20 protein-coding genes are annotated in these 21,847 nt (G+C 63.6%); 8 read left to right on the forward strand and 12 right to left on the reverse strand.

Going from position 1 to position 21,847, the window contains the following annotated elements:
- Positions 1-20 precede the first annotated feature (20 nt).
- Positions 21-1,787, forward strand: coding sequence for a tetratricopeptide repeat protein (locus FJ425_RS13905; RefSeq protein WP_210241691.1), 1,767 nt, complete (start codon positions 21-23; stop codon positions 1,785-1,787).
- Here the strand turns inward: FJ425_RS13905 and FJ425_RS13910 are convergent.
- The 4 genes from FJ425_RS13910 to FJ425_RS13925 form a co-directional block, all read right to left on the reverse strand.
- Positions 1,779-3,002 carry an O-antigen ligase family protein gene (locus tag FJ425_RS13910; protein ID WP_246677934.1) on the reverse strand — a complete coding sequence of 408 codons (1,224 nt, stop codon included), beginning with the start codon at positions 3,000-3,002 and terminating at the stop codon, positions 1,779-1,781. The two genes, FJ425_RS13905 and FJ425_RS13910, sit on opposite strands and share 9 nt — an antisense overlap.
- A gap of 167 nt (positions 3,003-3,169) precedes the next feature.
- On the reverse strand, positions 3,170-4,705 hold the full coding sequence (locus FJ425_RS13915) for an undecaprenyl-phosphate glucose phosphotransferase (protein WP_140724188.1): 1,536 nt from the start codon (positions 4,703-4,705) through the stop codon (positions 3,170-3,172).
- A gap of 96 nt (positions 4,706-4,801) precedes the next feature.
- On the reverse strand, positions 4,802-5,932 hold the full coding sequence (locus FJ425_RS13920) for a glycosyltransferase family 4 protein (protein ID WP_140724191.1): 1,131 nt from the start codon (positions 5,930-5,932) through the stop codon (positions 4,802-4,804).
- A 10-nt stretch (positions 5,933-5,942) separates the two neighbouring features.
- Complete coding sequence (locus FJ425_RS13925; protein WP_140541319.1) at positions 5,943-6,506, reverse strand: polysaccharide biosynthesis/export family protein; 564 nt, start codon at positions 6,504-6,506, stop codon at positions 5,943-5,945.
- A gap of 262 nt (positions 6,507-6,768) precedes the next feature.
- On the opposite strand from FJ425_RS13925, the gene FJ425_RS13930 reads away from it, so the two are divergent.
- Together FJ425_RS13930 and FJ425_RS13935 are read left to right on the forward strand one after the other, a co-directional pair.
- The gene (locus tag FJ425_RS13930) at positions 6,769-9,000 is read left to right on the forward strand and encodes an exopolysaccharide transport family protein (RefSeq protein ID WP_140724194.1); all 2,232 of its coding nucleotides are present in this window, start codon (positions 6,769-6,771) and stop codon (positions 8,998-9,000) included.
- Positions 9,001-9,283: 283 nt separating this feature from the next.
- Positions 9,284-9,718 carry a peptidylprolyl isomerase gene (locus tag FJ425_RS13935; RefSeq protein WP_140724196.1) on the forward strand — a complete coding sequence of 145 codons (435 nt, stop codon included), beginning with the start codon at positions 9,284-9,286 and terminating at the stop codon, positions 9,716-9,718.
- 119 nt (positions 9,719-9,837) lie between these two features.
- Here FJ425_RS13935 and FJ425_RS13940 read toward each other — a convergent pair whose 3' ends face one another.
- A complete protein-coding gene (locus tag FJ425_RS13940) occupies positions 9,838-10,074 on the reverse strand; it encodes a hypothetical protein (protein ID WP_073989633.1) in 237 nt (78 codons plus the stop codon).
- A gap of 226 nt (positions 10,075-10,300) precedes the next feature.
- Positions 10,301-11,530, reverse strand: a complete 1,230-nt coding sequence (locus tag FJ425_RS13945; RefSeq protein WP_140724199.1) for a GNAT family N-acetyltransferase — start codon at positions 11,528-11,530, stop codon at positions 10,301-10,303.
- Between the two features lie 90 nt (positions 11,531-11,620).
- Between FJ425_RS13945 and FJ425_RS13950 the strand changes: the two genes are divergently transcribed.
- Entirely contained in the window at positions 11,621-12,679 is a 1,059-nt protein-coding gene (locus FJ425_RS13950; protein ID WP_140724202.1) for a polysaccharide deacetylase family protein, read from the forward strand.
- A 33-nt stretch (positions 12,680-12,712) separates the two neighbouring features.
- On the opposite strand, the gene FJ425_RS13955 is transcribed toward FJ425_RS13950, so the two are convergent.
- Positions 12,713-12,928: a DUF2842 domain-containing protein gene (locus FJ425_RS13955; protein WP_140541324.1), complete on the reverse strand. Its 216-nt coding sequence runs from the start codon at positions 12,926-12,928 to the stop codon at positions 12,713-12,715.
- A 151-nt stretch (positions 12,929-13,079) separates the two neighbouring features.
- Here FJ425_RS13955 and FJ425_RS13960 point away from each other — a divergent pair, with 151 nt between their 5' ends.
- The gene (locus tag FJ425_RS13960) at positions 13,080-14,171 is read left to right on the forward strand and encodes a COX15/CtaA family protein (RefSeq protein ID WP_140541325.1); all 1,092 of its coding nucleotides are present in this window, start codon (positions 13,080-13,082) and stop codon (positions 14,169-14,171) included.
- Positions 14,172-14,223: 52 nt separating this feature from the next.
- Here FJ425_RS13960 and argC read toward each other — a convergent pair whose 3' ends face one another.
- On the reverse strand, positions 14,224-15,156 hold the full coding sequence (gene argC / locus FJ425_RS13965; RefSeq protein ID WP_140541326.1) for an N-acetyl-gamma-glutamyl-phosphate reductase: 933 nt from the start codon (positions 15,154-15,156) through the stop codon (positions 14,224-14,226).
- A 29-nt stretch (positions 15,157-15,185) separates the two neighbouring features.
- Positions 15,186-16,187 carry an agmatinase gene (gene speB, locus FJ425_RS13970; RefSeq protein ID WP_140541327.1) on the reverse strand — a complete coding sequence of 334 codons (1,002 nt, stop codon included), beginning with the start codon at positions 16,185-16,187 and terminating at the stop codon, positions 15,186-15,188.
- Positions 16,188-16,311: 124 nt separating this feature from the next.
- Here speB and FJ425_RS13975 point away from each other — a divergent pair, with 124 nt between their 5' ends.
- Both FJ425_RS13975 and FJ425_RS13980 read left to right on the forward strand, forming a co-directional pair.
- Positions 16,312-17,526 (forward strand): acyltransferase, encoded by a 1,215-nt coding sequence (locus FJ425_RS13975; protein ID WP_140724205.1) that lies wholly within the window; start codon positions 16,312-16,314, stop codon positions 17,524-17,526.
- 83 nt (positions 17,527-17,609) lie between these two features.
- Positions 17,610-18,668 carry a glycerophosphodiester phosphodiesterase family protein gene (locus tag FJ425_RS13980; protein ID WP_140724208.1) on the forward strand — a complete coding sequence of 353 codons (1,059 nt, stop codon included), beginning with the start codon at positions 17,610-17,612 and terminating at the stop codon, positions 18,666-18,668.
- Between the two features lie 214 nt (positions 18,669-18,882).
- On the opposite strand, the gene FJ425_RS13985 is transcribed toward FJ425_RS13980, so the two are convergent.
- Entirely contained in the window at positions 18,883-19,755 is an 873-nt protein-coding gene (locus FJ425_RS13985) for an aldo/keto reductase family oxidoreductase (protein WP_140724211.1), read from the reverse strand.
- Positions 19,756-19,850: 95 nt separating this feature from the next.
- On the opposite strand from FJ425_RS13985, the gene FJ425_RS13990 reads away from it, so the two are divergent.
- Positions 19,851-20,759 (forward strand): LysR family transcriptional regulator, encoded by a 909-nt coding sequence (locus tag FJ425_RS13990; protein ID WP_140724213.1) that lies wholly within the window; start codon positions 19,851-19,853, stop codon positions 20,757-20,759.
- A 92-nt stretch (positions 20,760-20,851) separates the two neighbouring features.
- Here FJ425_RS13990 and rpsI read toward each other — a convergent pair whose 3' ends face one another.
- Positions 20,852-21,322 carry a 30S ribosomal protein S9 gene (gene rpsI, locus FJ425_RS13995; RefSeq protein ID WP_140636836.1) on the reverse strand — a complete coding sequence of 157 codons (471 nt, stop codon included), beginning with the start codon at positions 21,320-21,322 and terminating at the stop codon, positions 20,852-20,854.
- Positions 21,322-21,786, reverse strand: coding sequence for a 50S ribosomal protein L13 (gene rplM, locus FJ425_RS14000; RefSeq protein WP_040983169.1), 465 nt, complete (start codon positions 21,784-21,786; stop codon positions 21,322-21,324). Before rplM ends, rpsI begins: the two co-directional genes overlap by 1 nt.
- Positions 21,787-21,847 lie beyond the last annotated feature (61 nt).

The raw sequence follows: 21,847 nt of genomic DNA on the forward strand, positions 1-21,847 counted from the left end.
GAACACCGGCGGGAAGAGCAATGGTCACTAGCCGCTACGAGATGCTTAATCGAAAGCTGTCCGCGATCGTCTACGCGGACGTGCACGGCTACAGCAGACTCATGGACCAGGATGAGGCCGGAACGGTTGTCCGCCTGACCCGATCGCTCAGCTTCATACGCGGCCTTGTCGGCGACTATGGCGGTTCAGTTGTCGACACCGCCGGCGACGGCCTGGTGGCGCTGTTTCCTGGTGCAGCTTTGGCTTTGCGTTTCGCGATCGAGATGCAGCGGGAAATGTCCAACGAGGCGGTATGGTCGGGCGCCCAGGAACCTGTCGCATATCGAATCGGCATCACCGTTGGAGATACGATCGCCAGCGACGGTGAGATCTATGGCCACGGCATTAATTTGGCTGCGCGGATACAATCGCTGGCGCCGCCGCGCGGCATCTGCATCGCTGAATCCGTTCGCCAGATTGTTCGCAGTGATAGCGAGTGCTCGTTCCGCTCGCTGGGCAAGCAAAAGCTGAAAAACATTGCTGACGAGGTAGAGGTCTTCGCAGTCGATTTCGAATTGTCGCATGCCGAGCCCAGCGTCTCGGCTCTGCCATTCGCGCCTGCGCCCGAGCGCTTCGCCCCGGAGAGTTCGCTGGCAGTCCTGCCGCTCGAGAACGTTTCGGGCGATCCGGCGGACCTTCACTTGTGCCAAGGTGTCGTAGCCGACCTGATTTCCAATCTGTGCCGGTTCCGCAACCTCATGGTGATCGCGCGGCACTCGACACTGGCCGTTGCCGCGCGGACGCAATCGCTGCGCGAGATCGCCAATCAGCTCGGCGTTCGCTATCTCCTGTCGGGAAGCTTGCGTCGTGCGGGCAACCGTCTTCGGATTGCCATGGACCTGATTGAGGCGCAGACCGAGAATACGATCTGGTCGGAACGCTACGACGGCGGCATCGAGGACATCTTTGCCTTCCAGGACGACGTGACTGCGACGACCGCGTCGCGGCTGGCCGTGCATATCGACATGGCCGAGAAGCGACGATTGATATCGCAAAACCATCCCAATATTCATGCCTACGGCATGATCTTGCGCGGGCAGGATCTCAGCTTCCGCTTCCGTCCGGAGAGCAATTCACATGCCCGGCGGCTTTATGAGCAGGCACGCAATCTCGATCCTCGCTATGCCCGCAGCTATGCGGCCCTGTCGCGGACGTTCAACGTCGAATGGCGTTATGCCTGGACCAAGGATCCGGAAGGAGCGCTGAACGAGGCGTTGAACCTGGCAAATCTGGCCGTCCTGCATGACGATCTCGATGCGCGCGGCTATTCAGAGATGGGTTTGGCCCATCTCTACAAAAAGGAACATGATCCAGCGATCGCCGCCTATGAACGCGCTTTGCAACTCAATCCCAACGACGCCGATCTGCTGGCCGAAATGGGCGACTGCCTTGTCTATGTTCGCCAGGCGGAACGCTCCGTGCAACTACTCGAGCGGGCGATGCGGCTGAACCCCTACTATCCCGATGCTTATCTTTGGTATCTCGGCGACGCCTATTTCCAATTGGGCGAATATGAAAAGACCATAGAAACGTTGCAAAAGATGCGGGACGGCTCCGAGGGCCATCGGCTTATGGCAGCGAGCCATGCCCATCTCGGCAATGCCCGGGAAGCGGAAAGACATGCTCATGCGTTGTTGCAGGTGCACCCGAATTTTACCACCGAGCAGTGGCGTAAAGTGCCCCCGCACAAATATCCAGAGGACACTGAGCTGCTTGTCGATGGCCTGCTAAAAGCCGGGTTAAGGTAACACGGCCGCACGGCTCTTGCCCGAGACAGGTGGCGCGGTCACTGCCGGAACCAGCGCTTGCGCCAGCCGCAATTCCCGCTGGTGCCGGTACTCCAGCGCGATCGCGCCCCAGATCAGACCGAGCAGCAGGTAGAGATGGCGCCAGTGGTCGATGTCGATGAAGGTGCCGAGCCCGATATTGCCGAGATAGGCGACATAGGCGCAAAGCAGATAAGGCTGCCACGGCCGGTCGCGCAGAAGGATGCGGAAGCCGGCGCCGATCGTCCATAGCGTCAGCGTCAGGAACGAGACGAAGCCGAGCCAGCCATAATCCATCAACGCCTTCAGCCAGATGTCGTGCGTGTCCTCGCCATAGATCGTGCCGAAGACCAGCGGGCCGATGCCGAACGGGTGCTCCATCGCCAGCTGGAAGCCGATCGAATAGCGGGCGAAGCGGCCGAGCCGCGCCGAATCGTAGCTCTGCTCAAGCTGCGCGCGCTGTGTGAACATGTCCGACACGCCGGGTAACTGCAGGATGACGATGAGGGCGATGACCAGCAGCGCCGCGGCAGCGATCGTCATCACCACCACGCGCAGCCGGAACTTGCCGCTGGCGCTCTGCAGGAAGAGGCAGGCGGTGAGCAGCACCGCCGACACGGCGAACATGCCCCAGGCGCCGCGCGAGAACGAGAAGAAGATGCCGGCGGTGATGATGAGCAGCGGCACCGCCAGAAGCGGCATCCGCGACACCGGACCGGTCAAGAGCAGATAGAGCAGGTAGGTGCCGGGCAGCACCAGGAACGGCCCGAACACGTTCGGATCCTGGAAGGCACCGGCGGCGCGGTCGTATTTGGTGAACATTTCCGCGCCCGGAAACGCATGAAAGTAACCGGCGATGCCGAGCAGCGACGTCGCCACCGCCGACACGACATAGGCGATGAAGATCAATCGGTAGAGGCTCGGCTGGACCGAGGTCACCGAGGCGAAGAACACTGCGCTGAAGGCCAGAAACAGCGAGACGGAGAGATAGAGCGGCGTGTTGGCGAGGTCCGCCATCTGCGTCATCGCGATCATGCCGCCGATGTTCATTGCCACCAGAAGCACCAGCAGGGGCACGATCGCGCGCGAGATCCGAAGCCCGAACAGCGCCCAGACCGCGATCAGCCCGGCCATGTAGATTTCATAGGGCGCCGGCTCGCTGATGACGAAGCCGGAAAGCAGGATGCCGACGCCGATCGCCGCCGACGCAATCAGCGAGATCAGCTTGGCGTTGACCGACCACGGCGGCAACTGGTTGACAGCCTGCGGCTGCAACTGGTTGACCGCCTGTGGCGGCAACTGGTTGACAGCCTGTGGCTGCAACTGGCTGACAGCCTGCGGCTGCAACTCATGGGCGACGGCGCTCAATAGGCGTTTTCCGTGTTGAGCAGGCGGATCGGCGTCAGGAACAGGATGCGCAGGTCGAACAGCATCGACCAGTTCTCGATGTAATAGAGGTCGTATTCGGTGCGCATGCGGATCTTTTCGTTGGTGTCCATCTCGCCGCGCCATCCATTGATCTGCGCCCAGCCGGTGACGCCGGGCTTGACCTTGTGGCGGGCGAAGTAGCCGTCGACCACCTCGTTGTAGAGAAGGTTGTGCGACTGCGCGGCGATGGCATGCGGGCGCGGCCCGACCAGCGAAAGCGAGCCGAGCAGCGAGTTGAAGAACTGCGGCAGCTCGTCGATCGAGGTCTTGCGGATGAAGCGGCCGACGCGGGTGACGCGCGGATCGTTCTTGGTCACCGTCTGCTTGGCGGTCGGATCGGACCGGTCGGTGAACATCGAGCGGAACTTGTAGACTTCGATGATCTCGTTGTTGAAGCCGTGCCGCTTCTGCTTGAACAGCACCGGACCGTTGCTGTCGAGTTTGATGGCGATCGCGGTGGCGAGCATCACCGGCGAGAAGACAATGATCCCGATGAGCGAGAAGACGATATCGAAGGCGCGCTTGGCGACCGAATCCCAGTCGTTGATCGGCTTGTCGAAGATGTCGAGCATCGGCACCGAGCCGATATAGGAATAGGCGCGCGGCCGGAACTGCAGCGCGTTGGAATGCGCGGAGAGCCGGATATCGACCGGCAAAACCCAGAGTTTCTTCAGAAGCTGCAGCACGCGCGATTCGGCGGTCAGCGGCAGCGACACGATCAGCATGTCGATACGCGCGATGCGGGCGAATTCGATGAGCTCGGAGATGGTGCCGAGCTTCGGGTAGCCGGCGACGATCGGCGGCGAGCGCTTGTCGTTGCGGTCGTCGAAGATGCCGCAGATGCGGATGTCGTTATAGGGCTGCTTCTCGACCGAGCGGATCAGCTGCTCGGCCGCCTTGCCGCCGCCGACAATGAGCGCGCGGCGCTCCATGCGGCCGTCGCGCGCCCAGCGCCGGATGAGGCTCGACATCACCAGTCTCAGGCCGAAGATCAGCGCGAAGCCGGCCACGAACCAGGTGCCGAACAACAGGCGCGAATAGTCTTCCGACGCTTTGATGGCGAAGGCGGTGAGCGCCATCAGCGCGAAGCTGCCGGCCCAGACCAGCAGCACCCGGCCGAAATTCGCGAGGGGGCGCATCAGCGCCGCGACCTGGTAGCAATCGGTCACGTCGAGCAGCACCACGGCCAGGAACGACGTCGCCGCGATCGCCAGCGGATACTGCCAGGCCAGATAGCTGAAGAAGCCGACATAGTAGAAATAGACGCCGAGCCCAGACAGGAACAGCATCGCGAACTCGACCATGCGCAGCACGCCGCTGACCATGATCGGCGACATCGTATCGCGCCGGTACTGCGAAGCGACCTGGCGCGCCACATCGTTGATGCCGCCAGGCTTTTCGCCGTCGGCGGGAGCATCGTAGTTGCGCACCGCATCCATGGAAAAGCGGTGCGCGGGGTCGATCTCATTCATGGGAACTGTCCGCGAGCTTCGCGCAACTGCATAGCAAAAGAGAGCTAAGAAAGCCTTGAAACAACCGGTGGTTTTGGAGTTGTTGTGGCTCGCGGCCTATTTGTTCAGTGCCGCGAAATAGGCCTTCTCGATATCGGCGGCCATGACGTCCGCGCCGAATCGGGCCTTCAGCTCATCGGCTTGCGGCATCAGTTTTCGATAGCCGTCGAAGTCGCTGAGCGCCGAGCCCATTTTGGCGGCGAGCTGGGATGCGTCGGGGCGGATCAGGGCAGGGGAGCCTTCGCCGAAGATTTCCGGAATGCCGCCGACAGCGGTCGCGATCATCGGCATGCCGGCGGCTAAAGCCTCGAGCACGATATAGGGCATCGCCTCCGCGCGGGACGGCACGACGATCATCTCGGCCAGCGTGAAAGCATCTCTTGCCGGCATCGGCGGCAGGAAGCGGACCTGGTTCTTGAGACTGAGCCGCTCGACCTGCGCGTGATAGCGCGGCAGGTCGTCGCCATCGCCGACCATCACGGCACTTAAGGGGCGTCCGAGCTCATTGCCGGCCAGGGCCAGCGCATCGATGAAGATATCGGGGCCCTTCAGGTCGCGCATCATGCCGACGTACAGGAAATCGGCGGCATTCGCCGCCGACGTCACCGGTTCGAATTCGGCGGCGCGCAGGCCGTTATAGACAAGCGTGTTGGGTATGGGCGGCTCGCCGACCTTGCGGCGATAGGTGTTGCGCTCGTAGTCGGAAACGAACAGCAGGCAATCGGTGAAGCGCGCCATGAAGCGCTCCAGGCCGAAGAACAGCTTCCCCATCGCCGTCGTTTCGTCATAGTGGAGGGAGCCGCCATGCGGCGAATAGAGGCGGGCAACGCGAAACCTTGATACCCGCAACAGTGAGCCGAACAGCCGGGCATAGGCGCCACCCTTGGCGCCGTGCCCGTGCAGCACGTCCGGCCGCAATTCCTGGATGATTCGATAGGTGCGCCAGGCCGAGGCGAGGTCGCCCGGCCCGACATGACGCTGCATCGGCGTGCGATGGATGCCGAGCGCGAGGCGGTCCTTCATCGCCTCGAACAAGCGCTCCTCATAGTCGCCACCGGTGGTCGAGTCGCAGACGATTCCCACCGCATGGCCGGCGGCGACCTGCGCCTCGGTCAGGTCGCGCACGTGCCGGAAGATTCCTCCGACAGGTGAGCGAAAGCAGTGCACGATCCTGAGGTTCACCGCCACGACGGGTTTTTCAGAACAGCCGTTCGCGGACGTAGACGGTGTCGCCGGGCAGGAGCGGATCGGATGTCAGCACCCGCCCGGTCATCACCTTGCCGTTGATGTCGCGGGTAATGTCGACGCTCCCCTGATTGGCGCGCGGCGTGAAGCCGCCGGCGATGGCGACCGCCTTTTGCACGGTGAGTCCCGGCACGTAGGAATACTGCCCGGCAGCGCCCACTTCGCCCATGACGAAGATCGGCCGGTAGCGGTCGATTTCGACCGAAACGTCGGGATCGCGCAGATAGCCTTGGCGCAGCTTGTCGGCGATCGCCTTTTCCAATTGCTGCGCGGTGTGGCCGCGCGCCGGCACCGCGCCGACCAGCGGAAAGGACAGATAGCCGGACTGGTCGACGCTGTAGGTGTTGGTCAACCCGTCCTGCTCGAACACCGTGACGCGGACGCGGTCGCCGGCGCCGAGTCGGTAGGGCTGATCGAGCACCTCGTGAAAGGCGGCGGGTGTCGGGCGGTAGCTCGAACAGCCGGTGAGCAGCGACAGGGCAAGCAAAGCGCGAAAGAGGGAAGCAGTGCTTTTCATGACCGGCCAGGAACCTTCTTCGCTCTTGCCGCAAGCCGCGGCACAACCCCAGGAAAGTGCGACCGTTATCATCCTGTTAGGGTTAATGGGCGGTAAAGGAGCTCGGTCCGGGAGACCGGAGATCGGTAAAAACCAAATTGTTCTATTGCTTTCGCGCAATCTTCTTTGAGTGCTATCTAATAAGCATTCATTCTGATCTTAACGGGTGAGTTACCATAGTTCTTTACGGTCCAGCCTCGACTCAAAGTTCGGAGCAGGATGCATGTCCGTCCAGTCAGCGGCCGCAGACGTCGATGTCGATCTGAGACAGCTTTTCGCGAGCCTTGCGAGGAACTGGCTGCGCATTGTTTTTGTGACGCTTCTGGTCGCCGGGCTGGCCTTCGCCTTCGCCTGGCTCGCGACGCCCTATTATAAGGCGACAGCCAAGCTGGAGATCGGCTCGCGCGAATCGGAATACACCCGGCCGCCGGGCACCAACGATGACGACAAGCCGATTCTCGACGAGCAGGGCGTGGCCACCCAGGTCCAGATCATTTCCTCGCCCGACATCCTCAAGCAGGTGGCGACCAAGCTCAACCTGGACAAGTTGCCGGAGTTCGACGAAACGCTGAAAATGTCGTCGCTCGGGCGTGTGCTTGTGCTCGTAGGCTTGAAAAGCGATCCCTTCGATATCCCGCCGGACGAGCGTGTGCTGAACGCCATGCACGACAAGCTCAATGTCTACGCCGTTGAAAAGACGCGCGCGATCGCGATCGAGTTCGCCTCGAAGGATCCCAAGCTTGCTGCAGCGGTCGCGAATGGCATTGCCGAGGCCTATATCGCCTCGAAGGGCGACGCCAAGCTCGAATCGAACGCCGCCGCGACCAACTTTCTGGCGCCCGAAATCGCCGATCTGCAGAATCGTGTGAGGGATGCCGAGGCCAAGGTCGCGGCGTTCCGCGCCCAGTCCGACCTGCTGATGGGCGGCAACAATTCGGTGCTTCCGACCCAGCAGCTCTCTGAGCTGTCGAGCGAATTGTCGCGTGTGCGCGCCAGCCGCGCCGCGGCTGAGGCGAGTGCCGAGAGCGTGCGCCGGGCGCTGCAGAATGGCGGTTCGCTGGACAGCGTGCCGGAAGTCCTGTCTTCCGAGTTAATCCAGCGTCTGCGCGAGCGTCAGGTGGAGCTGAGGGCCAATATCGCCGATCTTTCCACAACCCTGCTCGACAACCATCCGCGCATCCGGGCGCTGAAGTCGCAGCTTGCCGACCTCGACGGCCAGATTCGCAATGAGGCGCAAAAGATCATCCGGGGGCTGTCGGCCCAGGCTCAGACGGCGAAGGCCCGCGAGGATCAGCTGATCGCGGACGTCAACACCTTGAAGGCCGCGTCAGCGCGCGCCGGCGAGCAGCAGGTGCAGCTGGATGCCTTGCAGCGCGACGCGAACGTTCAGCGCCAACAGCTTGAATCCTATATGGCAAGTTACAATGCGGTAGCCTCGCGCAAGGATCGCAGATACTCGCCTGTGGCGGCGAGCCTGATCGCGCAGGCCCAGGTGCCGTCGCAACCTTATTTCCCGAAGATCGGGCCGATCACCGGGGCCGCCGCCGCCGCTTCGCTGCTGCTGATGGCGATCGGCACGCTGCTTGGCGAGCTGTTCTCGGGCCGCGCCATGCGTCCGTCCGCCGGCGCCCGTTTCACCGATATCGAGCAGGTGGCGATGCCTGCGGCTCGCACCGAGCCGGTTGTAGCCGAAATCGAGGACGACCACGGTCCTTTCGCGCCCTATGAGGCGGCCATGGCCAGCGAGCGACGGCCGGAGAGGCAGCCGCCGATCGCGCAGAATGAGACATTTGAAGCCGACACCGTTGCGGCAGGGCAACCAATGCCCGAGCCGGAACCCAAACCGGGTCCGTCCAGGCTCGGCGAGATCGACGTCGACAAGGCTGCCGAGAAGCTGATCGCTTCCGGCGCGGCGCGTGCGATCTTCGTGTCGCCGGAAGGCGACGAAGCGGCCGCGTCCGCCGTGCTCGTGGCGCGTGAAGTATCCGACGCCGGCCTGCGCGTGCTGCTGCTTGACCTCACGGCATCGGGCGCCGCATCGCGGCCGATGCTGGATTCGAGCCTTTTCCCGGGCATCACCAATCTGCTTGCTTCCGAAGCGCAGTTCAGCGACGTCATCCACCCCGATCTTTATTCGGATGCGCATGTCATTCCGGTCGGCACCGCCGACCCTGTCCGCGCCATGCGCGCCGCTGACCGGCTGCCCATCATCATGCAGTCGCTGACCACGGCCTACGATCTCGTCGTGGTCGAATGCGGTCCGGCCGACGCGCAAGGCATCGGCCGCCTGGTCGGCGACGGCACCGAAGTCTTCCTGTCCATGCTGGAAGCCGACGACCAGGTGACGCAGGCCGCGGTCAAGCTGATCGAGAACGGCTATCCGGACGTCACGCTGGTCACGCCGGTCGGCCATGAGCCGGGAGATCCATTGCCCGGACGCCGGTCGGCTGCATAAGGCTGCGGGCCAATAGGGCTGTTCTGCACGCTTACGAACGCCTCGAGATGCTGGGAGCAGAGGCCGGGACCGCGACGTATCGAGCACGGTTCAGTGGATGCGGGGCATGATAATCCTCGGGCTACAGGACCGGCCCGGGCATTCTCGGCGGCTCCCGCACTTTACATCGGCGGCAAAGCACCTAGTTCTGATGTTTCGCGCTACGCACCTTCATGCGTGGATGATCGACAGCGGGACCGTGAACCCTAGGCCGGCCCCCCAAACTCCCAAAAGGATGGCTGTTATGACACAGGCCAAGAACGGCGACACTGTACGCATCAACTACACCGGGCGTCTGGTCGACGGCACCCAATTCGATTCTTCCGGCGGTGAACCGTTGCAGTTTACACTGGGTGAAGGACAGGTAATTCCTGGTCTCGAAACGCATGTGGAGGGCATGGAAGTCGGCACGAAAAGCACCGTCACCGTTCCCGCCGACGATGCCTATGGCCCCCATCACCCCGAAGCGGTGGTAACCATCGACCGCGCCAGCGTGCCGGCAAACATCAACGTCGATGTTGGCGCCCGATTGCAGGCTCGCAGCCGCGAGGGCCGTCCCATGCAAGTGACGGTCATCGGCGTGGACGACGCCAGCGTCAAGCTCGACGGCAATCATCCGTTGGCCGGAAAGGACCTGGTGTTCGACGTTGAACTGGTCGAGATCGTTCAGGCGGCGTAGTCTGGGTCGCAGTTAAGTGCGCTGCCAAGAATCTTGCCGTTGAGCACGACGATTCCGTTGACCTCTGGAAAAGGCTTCCCGCATGGCCCTTCGGCGAAGGATCAAAGGGACCGCGCATATCAAGGCGCGCGATCGGTCAAGGCGTTGGCCCCTTCCTGCCCGGCGCAATGCGCGCAGCAATAGATGACATCGCCCTGCTCGACGCCATGCCCCATGATCCGTACCCTGCAATGCGGGCAGGTCGGCGCAAGCTTCTGGACAGCGCACTCGAAGCTGTCAAACGTGTAGGTTTGCCCGCCCAGGCTCACCAGGAATGCCTTGTCATAGTCGTTGCCGCACTGGTCGCACTTAGCCATAGCCATATCTCCTTCCGAGTGCGAAAACCTCTCGGCACTCGATAGGTTCCGTCGGGTCCTCTGGGTCTCGGCCCGTTTGCCCGCATCGCCTGGGGCGCGACGGCGATTGTGCGACTCTTGCCAGCCTAGAGCGTTTCACCGTTTCACGGAAACGGCGAACCGCTCTATCTCTTTGTTTTTACGCAATTCCGGACGGAAAACCGCTCACACTTTTCCTGGAATTGCTCTAGCTGTCGTCCTCGACCGCGGCGGGCGCCGCCTGTCCGGCAGCCTTGCGGCGCAGCATCTTGGTCAGCTTCCAGACCGTCGGGTTGTTCTTGATGAAGGCCTTCGCGCGCGCGCCTTGCCGCATCGTCGTCGCCAATGCGCGGCCTTTAAGTGTCAGCGGCGCAAGCACCTCGAAATGCTGGACCTCGATGTCGCACCAGAGCCGCTTGTAAGGCTCGTCGCCGACCGAGAAGTCATACACATCGAAGCCGAGCTCGCAGGCTTCCTGGATGTTGTCGAAGAACAGGAAGTCGCCCGGGCTGGTGGACGAGAGATCGTCCTCGGCGATAGCGCCGAACTCGCAGATCAGCCGCTTGCCGGACCGGCTGGAGCCGGTCACCGCGCGCAGCTTGCCCGCCACGTCCAAGCCGTGCAGCAGGAAGGGCGGCTTTTCCTCGGCCAGCGCATCGGCGAAAAGCGCCCGGAAGAAGTCGCGTACTTGCCTGTCGCCGAAGACATTGGCGATGCCCATCTTGGCGAAACGCACCTCCTTCATCTCGAGGAAGGCATCGAGCAGCTTATCGACCTCCTCGCGGGTGCGGGCCTCGATGCGGCGGAAGGCGCCGACAGCCTCGAACTTGCGCGTCTGCGAGCGGTGCTTCTTGCGTTTGCGCTTGCCGCTCGCGCGCGACAGCAGCGCGTCGAACCCGCCGTCGAGATCGACCGCAAGCGCAAGGTTCGGACTTGGAAAGCCGGGCAGCGCGGCCAGCGGGTTGGCGACGCCGTCGAGGTCTGGCAGCAGCCTTTCCAGCGAGATCAGGTCGATATCCGGCCGCGCCCGCGCGATTGCCTGGAACATCGAGCGGATTGCCCGGCCGTCGATAGCAGGCAGGAAACGCGGGTCGGCGGCGACGAAATTGCCGTTGGCGTGGCGCCCGCCGGCGAAACGGGCAACATTGAACGGGCCGCTTCGCACGATCTCCAGGGCCAGCGACAGCGCCGGGCGGCCATCGCTGGAGAGCGTCGCGACAACCATGTCGGCGCCGGTCGCGGCCGCCCAGTTGCTCACCCAGGATGCGCTTTGCGCCGGCGCGAACAGCGCCGAGGCGCAGAATTGCACGTAGTCGGCAACGCCGGTGCCGTCGCTTGCGGTCGCAGTCCACCGGTCCTGGTCGGCTAGCACCGGGCGCGCGGAAGCCTCATTGGCCGCGACCCGATTGCCGTCAAATGACGCGGTGGCGTCAACCATCCCTCAATCCTTAAGACGTATTGGTTGCAACCTGGGGTTCGCATGGGCGAATGTCGTGCTTGAATAAGCCTAGGCGCAAAAGGTGAAGGAATGATCGACGGGGGCGATGCAATCCGGAAACTGGCGCTGAACCTTGCCCGCTACTCCGGCCTTGCGCCTCTGGCGCGGCCGTTTGTCGGCGGCATCGGCGCTATCCTGATGCTGCACCGCGTCACCGCGGCACCGGAGAAGCCGAACAGCGTCAATCGGCATCTGAACATCGCTCCCACTTTCCTCGACAGGCTGATCTCGGACATGAAGGGGCGTGGTTATGCCTTTGTTTCCCTTGATGAAGCGATCGAACGCATCAAGACGGGCGGGAAAGGCGGCCAGTTCGCCACGATCACTGCCGACGACGCCTATCGCGACAACATGACCGAGGCTCTTCCGATCCTGGAAAAACACGGCGCGCCGATCGCCATCTACGTCGCCCCGGGCCTGATCGACGGCGCCGTCGATCTCTGGTGGGACGTGATCGAGGACATCGTCGACACCAGCTCGCGCCTGACGCTGACGATGGCGGGCAAGTCGACGACGATCGATTGCTCGACACAGGGCCGAAAGATCCAGGCCGTCGCGCGGCTGAACGCCTGGCTGACCTTGGAAGTCCCCGAGGAGGAGCAGGGCGCAGCGCTGCGCGAGCTCGCCCGTTCGACTGGGTTCAAAATCGGCTCGGGCCGCCCATGCACGTTGATGAACTGGGATGAGCTTCGCATCATGGCCGCGCACCCGTTGGTGACCATCGGTGCGCACACCGTCAACCATCGGAACTTGAAGCGGCTGTCCGAGGCCGATGCGCGCCATGAGATCGGCGATGTCCGCCGCATCCTCAAGGAAAAGCTTGGCGAGGAGCCGCGTCATCTGGCTTATCCTTACGGCTATGCCAGCGCCGTCGATTGCCGCGAGGTGGGCTTCGCCCGCGATGCAGGCTATGCCTCGGCGGTGACCACGCGGCATGGAGTGCTGCGCCCCGAGCATGCCGGCTTCCTGCACGCGCTGCCGCGCATCTCCGTCAATGGCCGCTATCAGAGCCTTGCGCATATCCGCACGATGCTGTCCGGCATCACGACGCCGCTGGCCAATGCGGGCAAGATGGTCGTTACGGTCTAGGCCTGCCTAGCGCTTGCCTGACGCCGGTTAGGATCAGCCCTTCGGGCGCGGCTCGATGATCAGCCATTTGATGATGGCCATGGCCGGCAGGACCCAGAGAAAGCCGCTGAGCAGGAAGAACAGGAGATGCGCCGTGGGCCCGTATTCGGCGAGCCTGGTGACCGCGATGGCGGAGGCGATCAGCGCGTAGAAGACGACCAGCGCCACCAGCAATATAGTTCCGATCAGCTTTTTCAGGCGAATGGGCATGTTGCGGTTCCGTTGACTCGCCCCGCTTAGGCCGAATGACAAGAGGGCGCAACCGTCGCGGCCCGGCGCGACGGCGTGCCGCGCTGTCCAGTCTTGCCAGTTGAGCGGCCTTGGTCCACCAATCGCGCGTTTCAACCGCCGGGAAAGCGAAATGGCTGCCATCACCGCCACGGCTCCCTATGCCGCACGCGACCGCGATCTCCACAACCGCGCTTTGGTGCGCGGTTGGCTCTACGTCGTGCTGCTGGTGCTGGTCGCGCTGGTGCTGGTCGGCGGTTCCACGCGTCTCACCGGCTCGGGGCTGTCGATCACCGAGTGGCAGCCGATCCACGGCGTCATCCCGCCGCTCAACGACGCCGAATGGCAGGAAGAGTTCCAGCGCTACCAGCAGATCCCGCAATATGCCGAGATCAACAAGGGCATGAGCGTCGAGGATTTCAAATCGATCTTCTGGTGGGAGTGGGCGCACCGCATCCTGGCGCGCAGCGTCGGGGTGGTCTTTGCCTTGCCGCTGCTGTTCTTCTGGGCGACGCGCCGCATCGAACGCGGCCTCGGGCTGAAGCTCCTCGGCATCCTTCTGCTCGGCGGACTGCAAGGCGCCATCGGCTGGTGGATGGTAGCTTCGGGCCTAGTCGACCGCGTCTCGGTCAGCCAATACCGGCTGGCGACGCATCTGACGCTTGCCGCGCTGATCTTCACGGCGACAATGGTGGTGGCGCGCGGCCTGGCGCCGCATTCCGAGCCGGCCGCCGACCGGTCGACGCAGCGGCTCGCCGGCGTCATCGTGCTGCTGACGCTGATCCAGATCTATCTCGGCGGGCTGGTCGCGGGGCTGCACGCGGGCCTTTCCTACAACACATGGCCGCTGATGGATGGAAAGGTGATCCCCTCCGATCTGCTTCTTCTGAAGCCCGCCTGGCTGAACTTCTTTGAAAACCCGAAGACGGTGCAGTTCGTCCATCGGCTGGGCGCCTATGCGATCTTTGTCGTGGCGCTCTGGCATATGATCGCGACGTGGCGGCGCCAGCCCGGCACCACCCATGCCCGCCGGGCCACGCTTCTGTTCGCGCTGGTGGTCGTCCAGGCCTCGATCGGCATCGGCACGCTATTGATGCAGGTGCCGCTGCACATGGCGTTGACGCATCAGACGATCGCGCTTGTGTTGCTTGGCTTCGCTGCCGCGCATTGGCGCGGCACCAAGGGCGCCTATCCGCTGCCGACCGATATACGCGTCAGAGGCTGAGGCGAACCTTGCGGATCGCCTCGGCGGCAGCAAGCTCCAGGTTTACGACCGCTCAGTGCTTGATGCCGAGCATCAGGTCGAGGTTCTGCACCGCGGCGCCCGACGCGCCCTTGCCGAGATTGTCGTAGACGGCCATCAGCAGCGCCTGCGCCCTCTCGTCATTGGCGAACACATAGACCTTCATCCGGTTGGTGCCGTTATAGATCTCCGGATCGATCTCCGGGATGCGCTCCATATGGGTGTAGGGCGCGACCTCGACTACGCCGCCATCGATCGACGCATAGTGGTCGGCAATCGCCGCGTGAAGCTCGGCGCCGGTCGGCACCCGGTCGAGACCGCCGAGCTGCAGCGGCACCACGGTGATCATGCCCTGCGCGAAATTGCCCACGGCCGGCTGCATGATCGGGTCGTGCGACAGCTTTGCATAGGTGCGGAGTTCTGGCACATGCTTGTGCTGCAGCGTCAGCCCGTAGGGCAGGAACTCGGGCGCGTCCTCGCCTTTTCCGACATAGTCCTCGATCATCGGCCGGCCGCCGCCTGAATAGCCGGAAATGCCGTTGACGGTCACCGGGAAGTCGGCAGGCAGCAGGGCGGCCGCAACCAGCGGCCGCAGCGTCGCGATCGGCCCTTGCGGCCAGCAGCCCGGATTGGCGACGCGTCGCGCGCTGCCGATCTTCTTCGCCTGGTCCTTGTCCATTTCGGCGAAGCCATACTCCCACCCCTCGGCCACGCGATGCGCGGTCGAGGCGTCGATCACCTTGGTTGTATCGTTCGCAATCAGCGACACGCTTTCCTTGGCCGCCGCATCCGGCAGGCAAAGGATCGCGACATCGGCCGCGTTGAGGAACTCGGCGCGGGCGGCAGTCTCCTTGCGGCGTTCCGTCGGGATGGAGATGATCTCCAGGTCGCCACGGTCGGCCAGCAGCGCCCTAATCTGCAGGCCTGTCGTGCCGTGTTCGCCGTCAATGAAGATTTTCGGTTTCATCGCTTGCCAAATTCCTCGCGATTCCAATGTCATATGCCGTAGGCGTGATTTGCCGCGGCATGATTGCCGTTGCTCAGTTCGTCGAGCCGCGCCTTTCGCTCCGCCAGCAGACCGAGATAATGCATGGCGATGATCGATCCGGCGATTGCCGTTATATCGGCATGATCATAGGCCGGCGCAACCTCCACGATGTCGGCCCCGACGATGTCGATCTGGCCGAGTTGGCGCAGCGTCGACAGCATCTTGGCCGAGGAGGGGCCGCCTGCCACCGGTGTGCCGGTGCCGGGCGCGAAGGCCGGGTCGAGACAGTCGATGTCAAAGGTGAGATAAGTCTTCTTGCCACCGGTGCGCTCGACGATCGCATAGGCGATGTCGGAGGCGCGCATCTCCTCGACCTCATGGCCGTAGAGGATCTTGATGCCGAACGTGTCGGGCGCATGCGTGCGGATGCCGACCTGGATCGAGCGATCGGGGTCGATGATGCCCTCCCTCACCGCGCGGGCGACGAAGGAGCCATGATCGATGCGCTTGCCGTCGTCGGGCCAGGTGTCCTGATGCGCGTCGAACTGCACCAGCGCAAGCGGCCCGTGGATCGCGGCATGCGCCTTGAGCAGCGGCCAGGTGACGAAATGGTCGCCGCCCAGCGTCAAAAGGAACGCGCCTGATTTCAGGATTTTGGCCGCCTCGCGCTCGATCGTGCCGGGAGTCTTCTGGTGATTGCCGCTGTCGAGCAGGCAATCGCCATAGTCCACCACTGAAAGATGCTCGAAGAGGTCGCGCGAGAATGGATATTGCGGATCGTTGTCGAGGATCGCCGAGGCGCGGCGGATCGCCTGCGGTCCGAAGCGGGCGCCGGGCCGGTTGGTGACGGCGGCGTCGAAGGGAATGCCCCACACGACCGCGTCCGCGCCCTTCACGTCTTTCGTATATTTGCGCCGCATGAACGACAGCGCGCCGGCATAGGTCGGCTCGAACGACGCGCCCGTCTTGGAGCGGGCGATGAAGGCATGGTCGATCTCATTGTTCGCCATTAGGAATCCTCGGTTTCGTCGGGGCAGCCACAACTACAGAACCGGCACGCAACATGCCAGTCACAGCTTGCGGAAACGAAGCTGCGCTCGGCGAGTGCCACGGCAACACAGGACCTGTATCATTATGGCTGAGACCGCCTTGCTTAATCTTGCATCCGCGCCCGCCGCGACCCGTGTCGGCACGACGGCCGGAGAGCGTTTCCTGGTGCTGGATTCCTGGCGCGGCATCTGCGCGCTGCTGGTGGCGCTGTTCCACTTCCCGACCTCCTCGATAGTGTCGCAGAGCGCCTTTGTCGGCGGCTCTTACCTGTTCGTCGATTTCTTCTTCGTGCTCTCCGGCTTCGTCATTGCCAGCGCCTATGGCGGGCGGCTCGCCGGGCAGGACGACCTTGCACGGTTCGCGCTCGTGCGTTTCGGCCGCATCTATCCGCTGCATCTCCTGATGCTCGCCGCCTTCGCCGGCTTCGAGGCGCTGCGGCTCGTGCTGCCGGCGCTTCACGGAACGGGCCCGGCGCCCTTCACCGCAGGCTTCGACCTGAAGAGCCTGGTCGCCAACCTTTTCCTTCTGCAGGGCATGGGTGTTGAGGATCATCTGAGCTGGAACGCGCCGAGCTGGAGCATCTCGGCCGAGTTCTTCACCTATCTGCTTTTCGCCGCCGTCGTGCTCACCGCCGGCCAGCGTGCCTGGATATGGCTCGTCGCCGCAGCCGTGACGGCGCCGCTTTTCCTGCTCGCGGTCTCGACGCGCCATATGGACGTGTCCTTCGATTTCGGCTTCATCCGCTGTCTTTACGGCTTCTCGCTCGGCGCGCTGCTTGCCTGGTTTCAGCACGATTCCATTGCAGAGGCGCGACAGGCGCTGAGCGGCGGGGCAGGGCGCCTCGCCTGGACGCTGGCCGAGCTGGCGATGATCGTCGTGATCGCGCTGTTCGTTTCGGTGGCGGGAACGAATGACGCCGGCATTGCCGCACCGGTCGTCTTCGCGCTGGCGCTTTATCTCTTTGCCCATGAGGGCGGGTGGGTCAGCTTGGCCTTGCGCAGCCGGCCGATGCTGCTGCTCGGCTCGCTCTCCTATTCGATCTACATGGTCCATATCTTCGTCCAGGCCCGCATGATCAATGTCGGCGGCCTGATCGAACGCAAGCTTGGGCTCGGCATAGTCGGCGACCTGATGCTGCGCGGCGACCATGCGACCGGCTTCGGCACCGGCTCGCCCTGGATCGGCTTCGCGGCTTTGGCCGCGATGTTGATCGCCGTCATCGCCGCGTCATGGTTCACATGGCGCTTCGTCGAAATGCCGGCGCTGGCCTGGTTCCGCCGCCTTTCCAAGCGGATTTGATCCAAAAACTAGCCGGCTTCGTTCACTGCGCTGTCATGGGCATCGCCTAACCGGGTCCCAACCCGGAACGGAGCGATTCCCCGATGCGAACACTCTGGCTGAGCCTTGCCTTTTCCGCCGCCCTTGCCACCGTTGCGGGGCAAAGCTTAGCCGGTGAAAGCCGGGCCAGCCAGATTCTCGACCGCTTCGAGCATGCCAACCAGTGGCGTGACCATGTGATGATCGCCGCGCATCGCGCCGGCAGCATGCAGGCCGGCAAGACGCTTTACGCCGAGAATTCGCTGGCCGCGGTCGAGGGCTCGATCGCGATCGGCGCCGAGATCGTCGAGGTCGACGTCCGGCGCGCGAAAGACGGCGAGTTCGTCATCATGCATGACAGCTGGCTCGACCGCACGACCACGTGCAAGGGCGAGGTGGTGAAATACACGCTGGCCGAGCTTAAGAAATGCCGGCTGGTCGTCGAGGGCACGGGCGCCGTCACCAAAGAGACTGTATCGACACTGCGCGAGATGCTGCTGACGACCAGGGACCGGATCCTGATCAATCTCGACAACAAGCTGGAGGTGACCGACCTGCCTAGCATGGTCGCGGAGGCGCGCGATCTCGGCATGGCCGATCAGGTGATCGTCAAGGAGAATCTCTGGAACCGGCAGCGCATCGATGCCGCGAGCGCGGCGATTACCCAGGCCGGTGGCGGCTTCCAGTTCATGCCGATCCTTGCCGACGACGCCGTGCATGATGCAGTTTTCGCCAGCGAGGTCGACAAGGCCTTCGCGCCGCGCGCCGTCGAATTGATCACTTGGCGCAACGGCGCCGAGACGCTGACATCGACCGGCGGACCGCTGTTCAGCACCCGCATGCGGGCGGAAGCGGCGCGGGGCGACTGGCACCTCTGGGCCGACACCTACGCCGTCGTCAACAAGCCGGGCGGCTTCCTCGCCGGCGGTCGCGGCGACGAGCTTGCCGTCGCCGCCAGCCTGCCGCGCGAAGCCTGGGGTTTCTGGGTCGACCGCGGCGCCACCATCATCCAGACCGACGAGCCGAAGGCGGCAATCGCGTGGCTGACGGCCAATGGTTATCGCGTGCCTTACACGACGGACATCAAGCAGGCTGAGCCGGCGCATACGGCGAGCATCAATTAGAGCGCGGCGCTGGAGCGAATAATCTCCCCCCTTAAGGGGGAGATGCCCGGCAGGGCAGAGGGGGGGGCGCTGACCCGCCGGCATCTCAGCTTACAGCAATACGCTTTTCGTCAGTTGTGGCCCTTCGCAGGTAACGGAGATTAGCGTTCCTTCGCGCCCCCCTCTGGCCTGCCGGCCATCTCCCCCACAAGGGGGGAGATCAGCTAATCGTCCATCACGCCGCCTTCGCCACGCCTTTCAACTCGCCGAGCACATCCCCCGACAGCTCGAGCTCCGCCGCCGCCAGATTCTCGCGCAGATGCTCGACCGACGACGTGCCCGGGATCAAGAGGATGTTCGGCGAACGCTGCAGCAGCCACGCCAGCGCCACCTGCATCGGCGTCGCTCCAAGCCGTTCCGCCACCCTCGACAGGGTCAAGGACTGCAGTGGACTGAACCCGCCGAGCGGAAAGAACGGCACATAAGCGATGCCGTCGCGCGCGAGCTCATCGATCAGCGCGTCATCGTTTCGGTGCGCGAGGTTGTACTGGTTCTGCACGCAGACGATCTCGCAGATCTTGCGGCCTTCCGCGATCTGCGCGCGGGTTACGTTGCTCAAGCCGATATGGCGTACCAGGCCTTTGCGCTGAAGCTCGGCAAGCTTGGTGACCTGCGCCTCGATGGAGCCCTCCGCTGGGCCGTGCACCCCGAACATGATGCGCAGATTGACGACGTCCATCACCTCGAGGCCAAGGTTGCGAAGATTATCGTGCACGGCCTGTTCGAGCTCATCAGCTGTAAAAGCCGGCAGCCAGGAGCCGTCTTCCCCACGACGGGCGCCGATCTTGGTGACGATGGTGAGGTCGTCGGGGTAGGGCGATAGCGCCTCCCGGATCAGCTTGTTGGTGACGTACGGACCGTAGTAGTCGCTGGTGTCGATATGGTTCACGCCTTGCGCTATCGCTTCGCGCAGTACGGCGATGGCCGCGCCCTGGTCCTTCGGCGGACCGTACACGCCTTTGCCCGCCAGCTGCATGGCGCCATAGCCGAGCCGATGCACCGAGCGGTCGCCGAGTTTATAAGTACCGGATTTGTCTACACTGGACATTGTTGCTCTCCTTCGCTGTCGGCGAGGGAGATAAGGGATGGCTGCTGTCCTGATAACCGGGTATAACCAGCACGACCTGTGCGGAAATAAGAACAATGGCGGCTGATCTCAACGACCTCCAGGCATTCATGGCCGTCGCTCGCGCCGGCGGCTTTCGCGAAGCGGCCCGCGTGACTGCAGGCAGCGCGTCAGTGCTCAGCGAAGCTGTCCGTCGTCTGGAAACCCAGCTTGGTGTGCGGCTCTTCAATCGTACCACACGCAGTGTTGCGTTGACCGAGGCAGGCGCCAGCCTGCTGGCGCGTCTTGGCCCCGCGCTGGGTGAGGTGGAGGCCGCGCTCGATGTGGTGAACGGCTTTCGTGACCGGCCTGCCGGCACCTTGCGTCTCAACGTGCCGATAAGCGCCTCGCGGCTGGTGCTGCCGAAGATCGTTCCGGGATTTCTCGCTGCATATCCGGCCATCCGGCTGGAGGTGATCGCGGAGGAGAACTTTGTCGACCTGCTGGTGGCCGGCTGCGATGCGGGCATCCGCTATGACGAACGGCTGGAGCAGGACATGATTGCTGTGCCGATCGGGCCGCGCACGCAGCGTTTCACCACCTCGGCCGCGCCAGCCTATCTCGATCGGCACGGCCGGCCGCAACACCCGCGTGACCTGCTTGGGCACGCGTGCGTGCGCGGTCGCTTTCCCAGCGGGGTCATGACGCCCTGGGAATTCGAGCGCGACGGCGAGGTGGTGCGGGTCGATACCACGGGGCCGTTGGTCGTCAGCATCGGCGGCGGCGTCGATCTCGCCATCGATGCGGCGATCGCCGGCGTCGGCATGCTTTGGCTCTTCGAGGACTGGGTGCGCCCGTATTTCGACAGCGGCATCCTGGAACCTGTGCTCGAGCCGTGGTGGCAAAGCTTCTCGGGGCCGTTTCTCTACTATCCCGGGCGGCGGCTGGTGCCGGCGCCGCTGCGCGCCTTTATCGACTACATCAAGACGCCGATAGGGCACTGGTAGCAGAAAAAAAAAAGACCGCCCGGAGGCGGCCTTTTCGAAATGCTTGGACTTCGCGGCGCTTAGCGCTTCGAGAACTTGCCCCCAAGCGCTCCTTAGCGCTTGGAAAACTGGAAAGAGCGGCGGGCCTTCGCCTTGCCGTACTTCTTGCGCTCGACCACGCGGCTGTCGCGGGTCAGGAAGCCGCCCTTCTTGAGCACCGGGCGCAGGCCCGGCTCGTAATAGGTCAGCGCCTTGGAGATGCCGTGACGCACCGCACCGGCCTGGCCGGAGAGGCCGCCGCCGATGACGGTGGCGACGATGTCGTATTGACCGGCGCGGTTGGCCGCGACGATCGGCTGGTTGAGGATCATCTGCAGCACCGGACGCGCGAAATAGCTCGCGAATTCCTTGTCGTTGACGGTTATCTTGCCGGAGCCCGGCTTCACCCAGACGCGCGCGATGGCGTTCTTGCGCTTGCCGGTGGCATAGGCGCGGCCCGACTTGTCGAGCTTCTGGACATGCACGGGCGCGGCCGGCTGCGCGGCGATGGTGCCGAGTTCTGCGAGCGAGGAAAGCTCAGCCATTACGAAGCCCTCTTGTTCTTGGAGTTCAGCTTGGCCACGTCGAGCGTGACGGGCTGCTGGGCGGTGTGCGGATGCTCGGCGCCTGCATAGACGCGGAGATTCTTCATCTGGCGGCGGCCGAGCGGGCCGCGCGGGATCATGCGCTCGACGGCCTTCTCGACGACACGCTCGGGGAAACGGCCCTCGAGCAGCTGGCGCGCGGTGCGCTCCTTGATGCCGCCGGGGTGGCCGGTGTGCCAGTAATAAACCTTGTCGGTGTACTTCTTGCCGGTGAACACCACCTTGTCGGCATTGATGACGATGACATTGTCGCCGTCATCGACATGCGGGGTGAAGGTGGGCTTGTGCTTGCCGCGCAGATGGTTGGCGATGACGGTGGCCAGACGACCGACGACGAGACCTTCGGCGTCGATCAGCACCCACTTCTTCACCACATCCGCAGGCTTCTGCGAAAAGGTAGCCATGTTTTGCTCTCGGGTTTGACCTTTCCCGTCCAGGAGGGACAGGAGAAGGCGTTTCTTGTTG

This window comes from Mesorhizobium sp. B2-7-2, assembly GCF_006440775.1.
GTDB lineage: Bacteria > Pseudomonadota > Alphaproteobacteria > Rhizobiales > Rhizobiaceae > Mesorhizobium.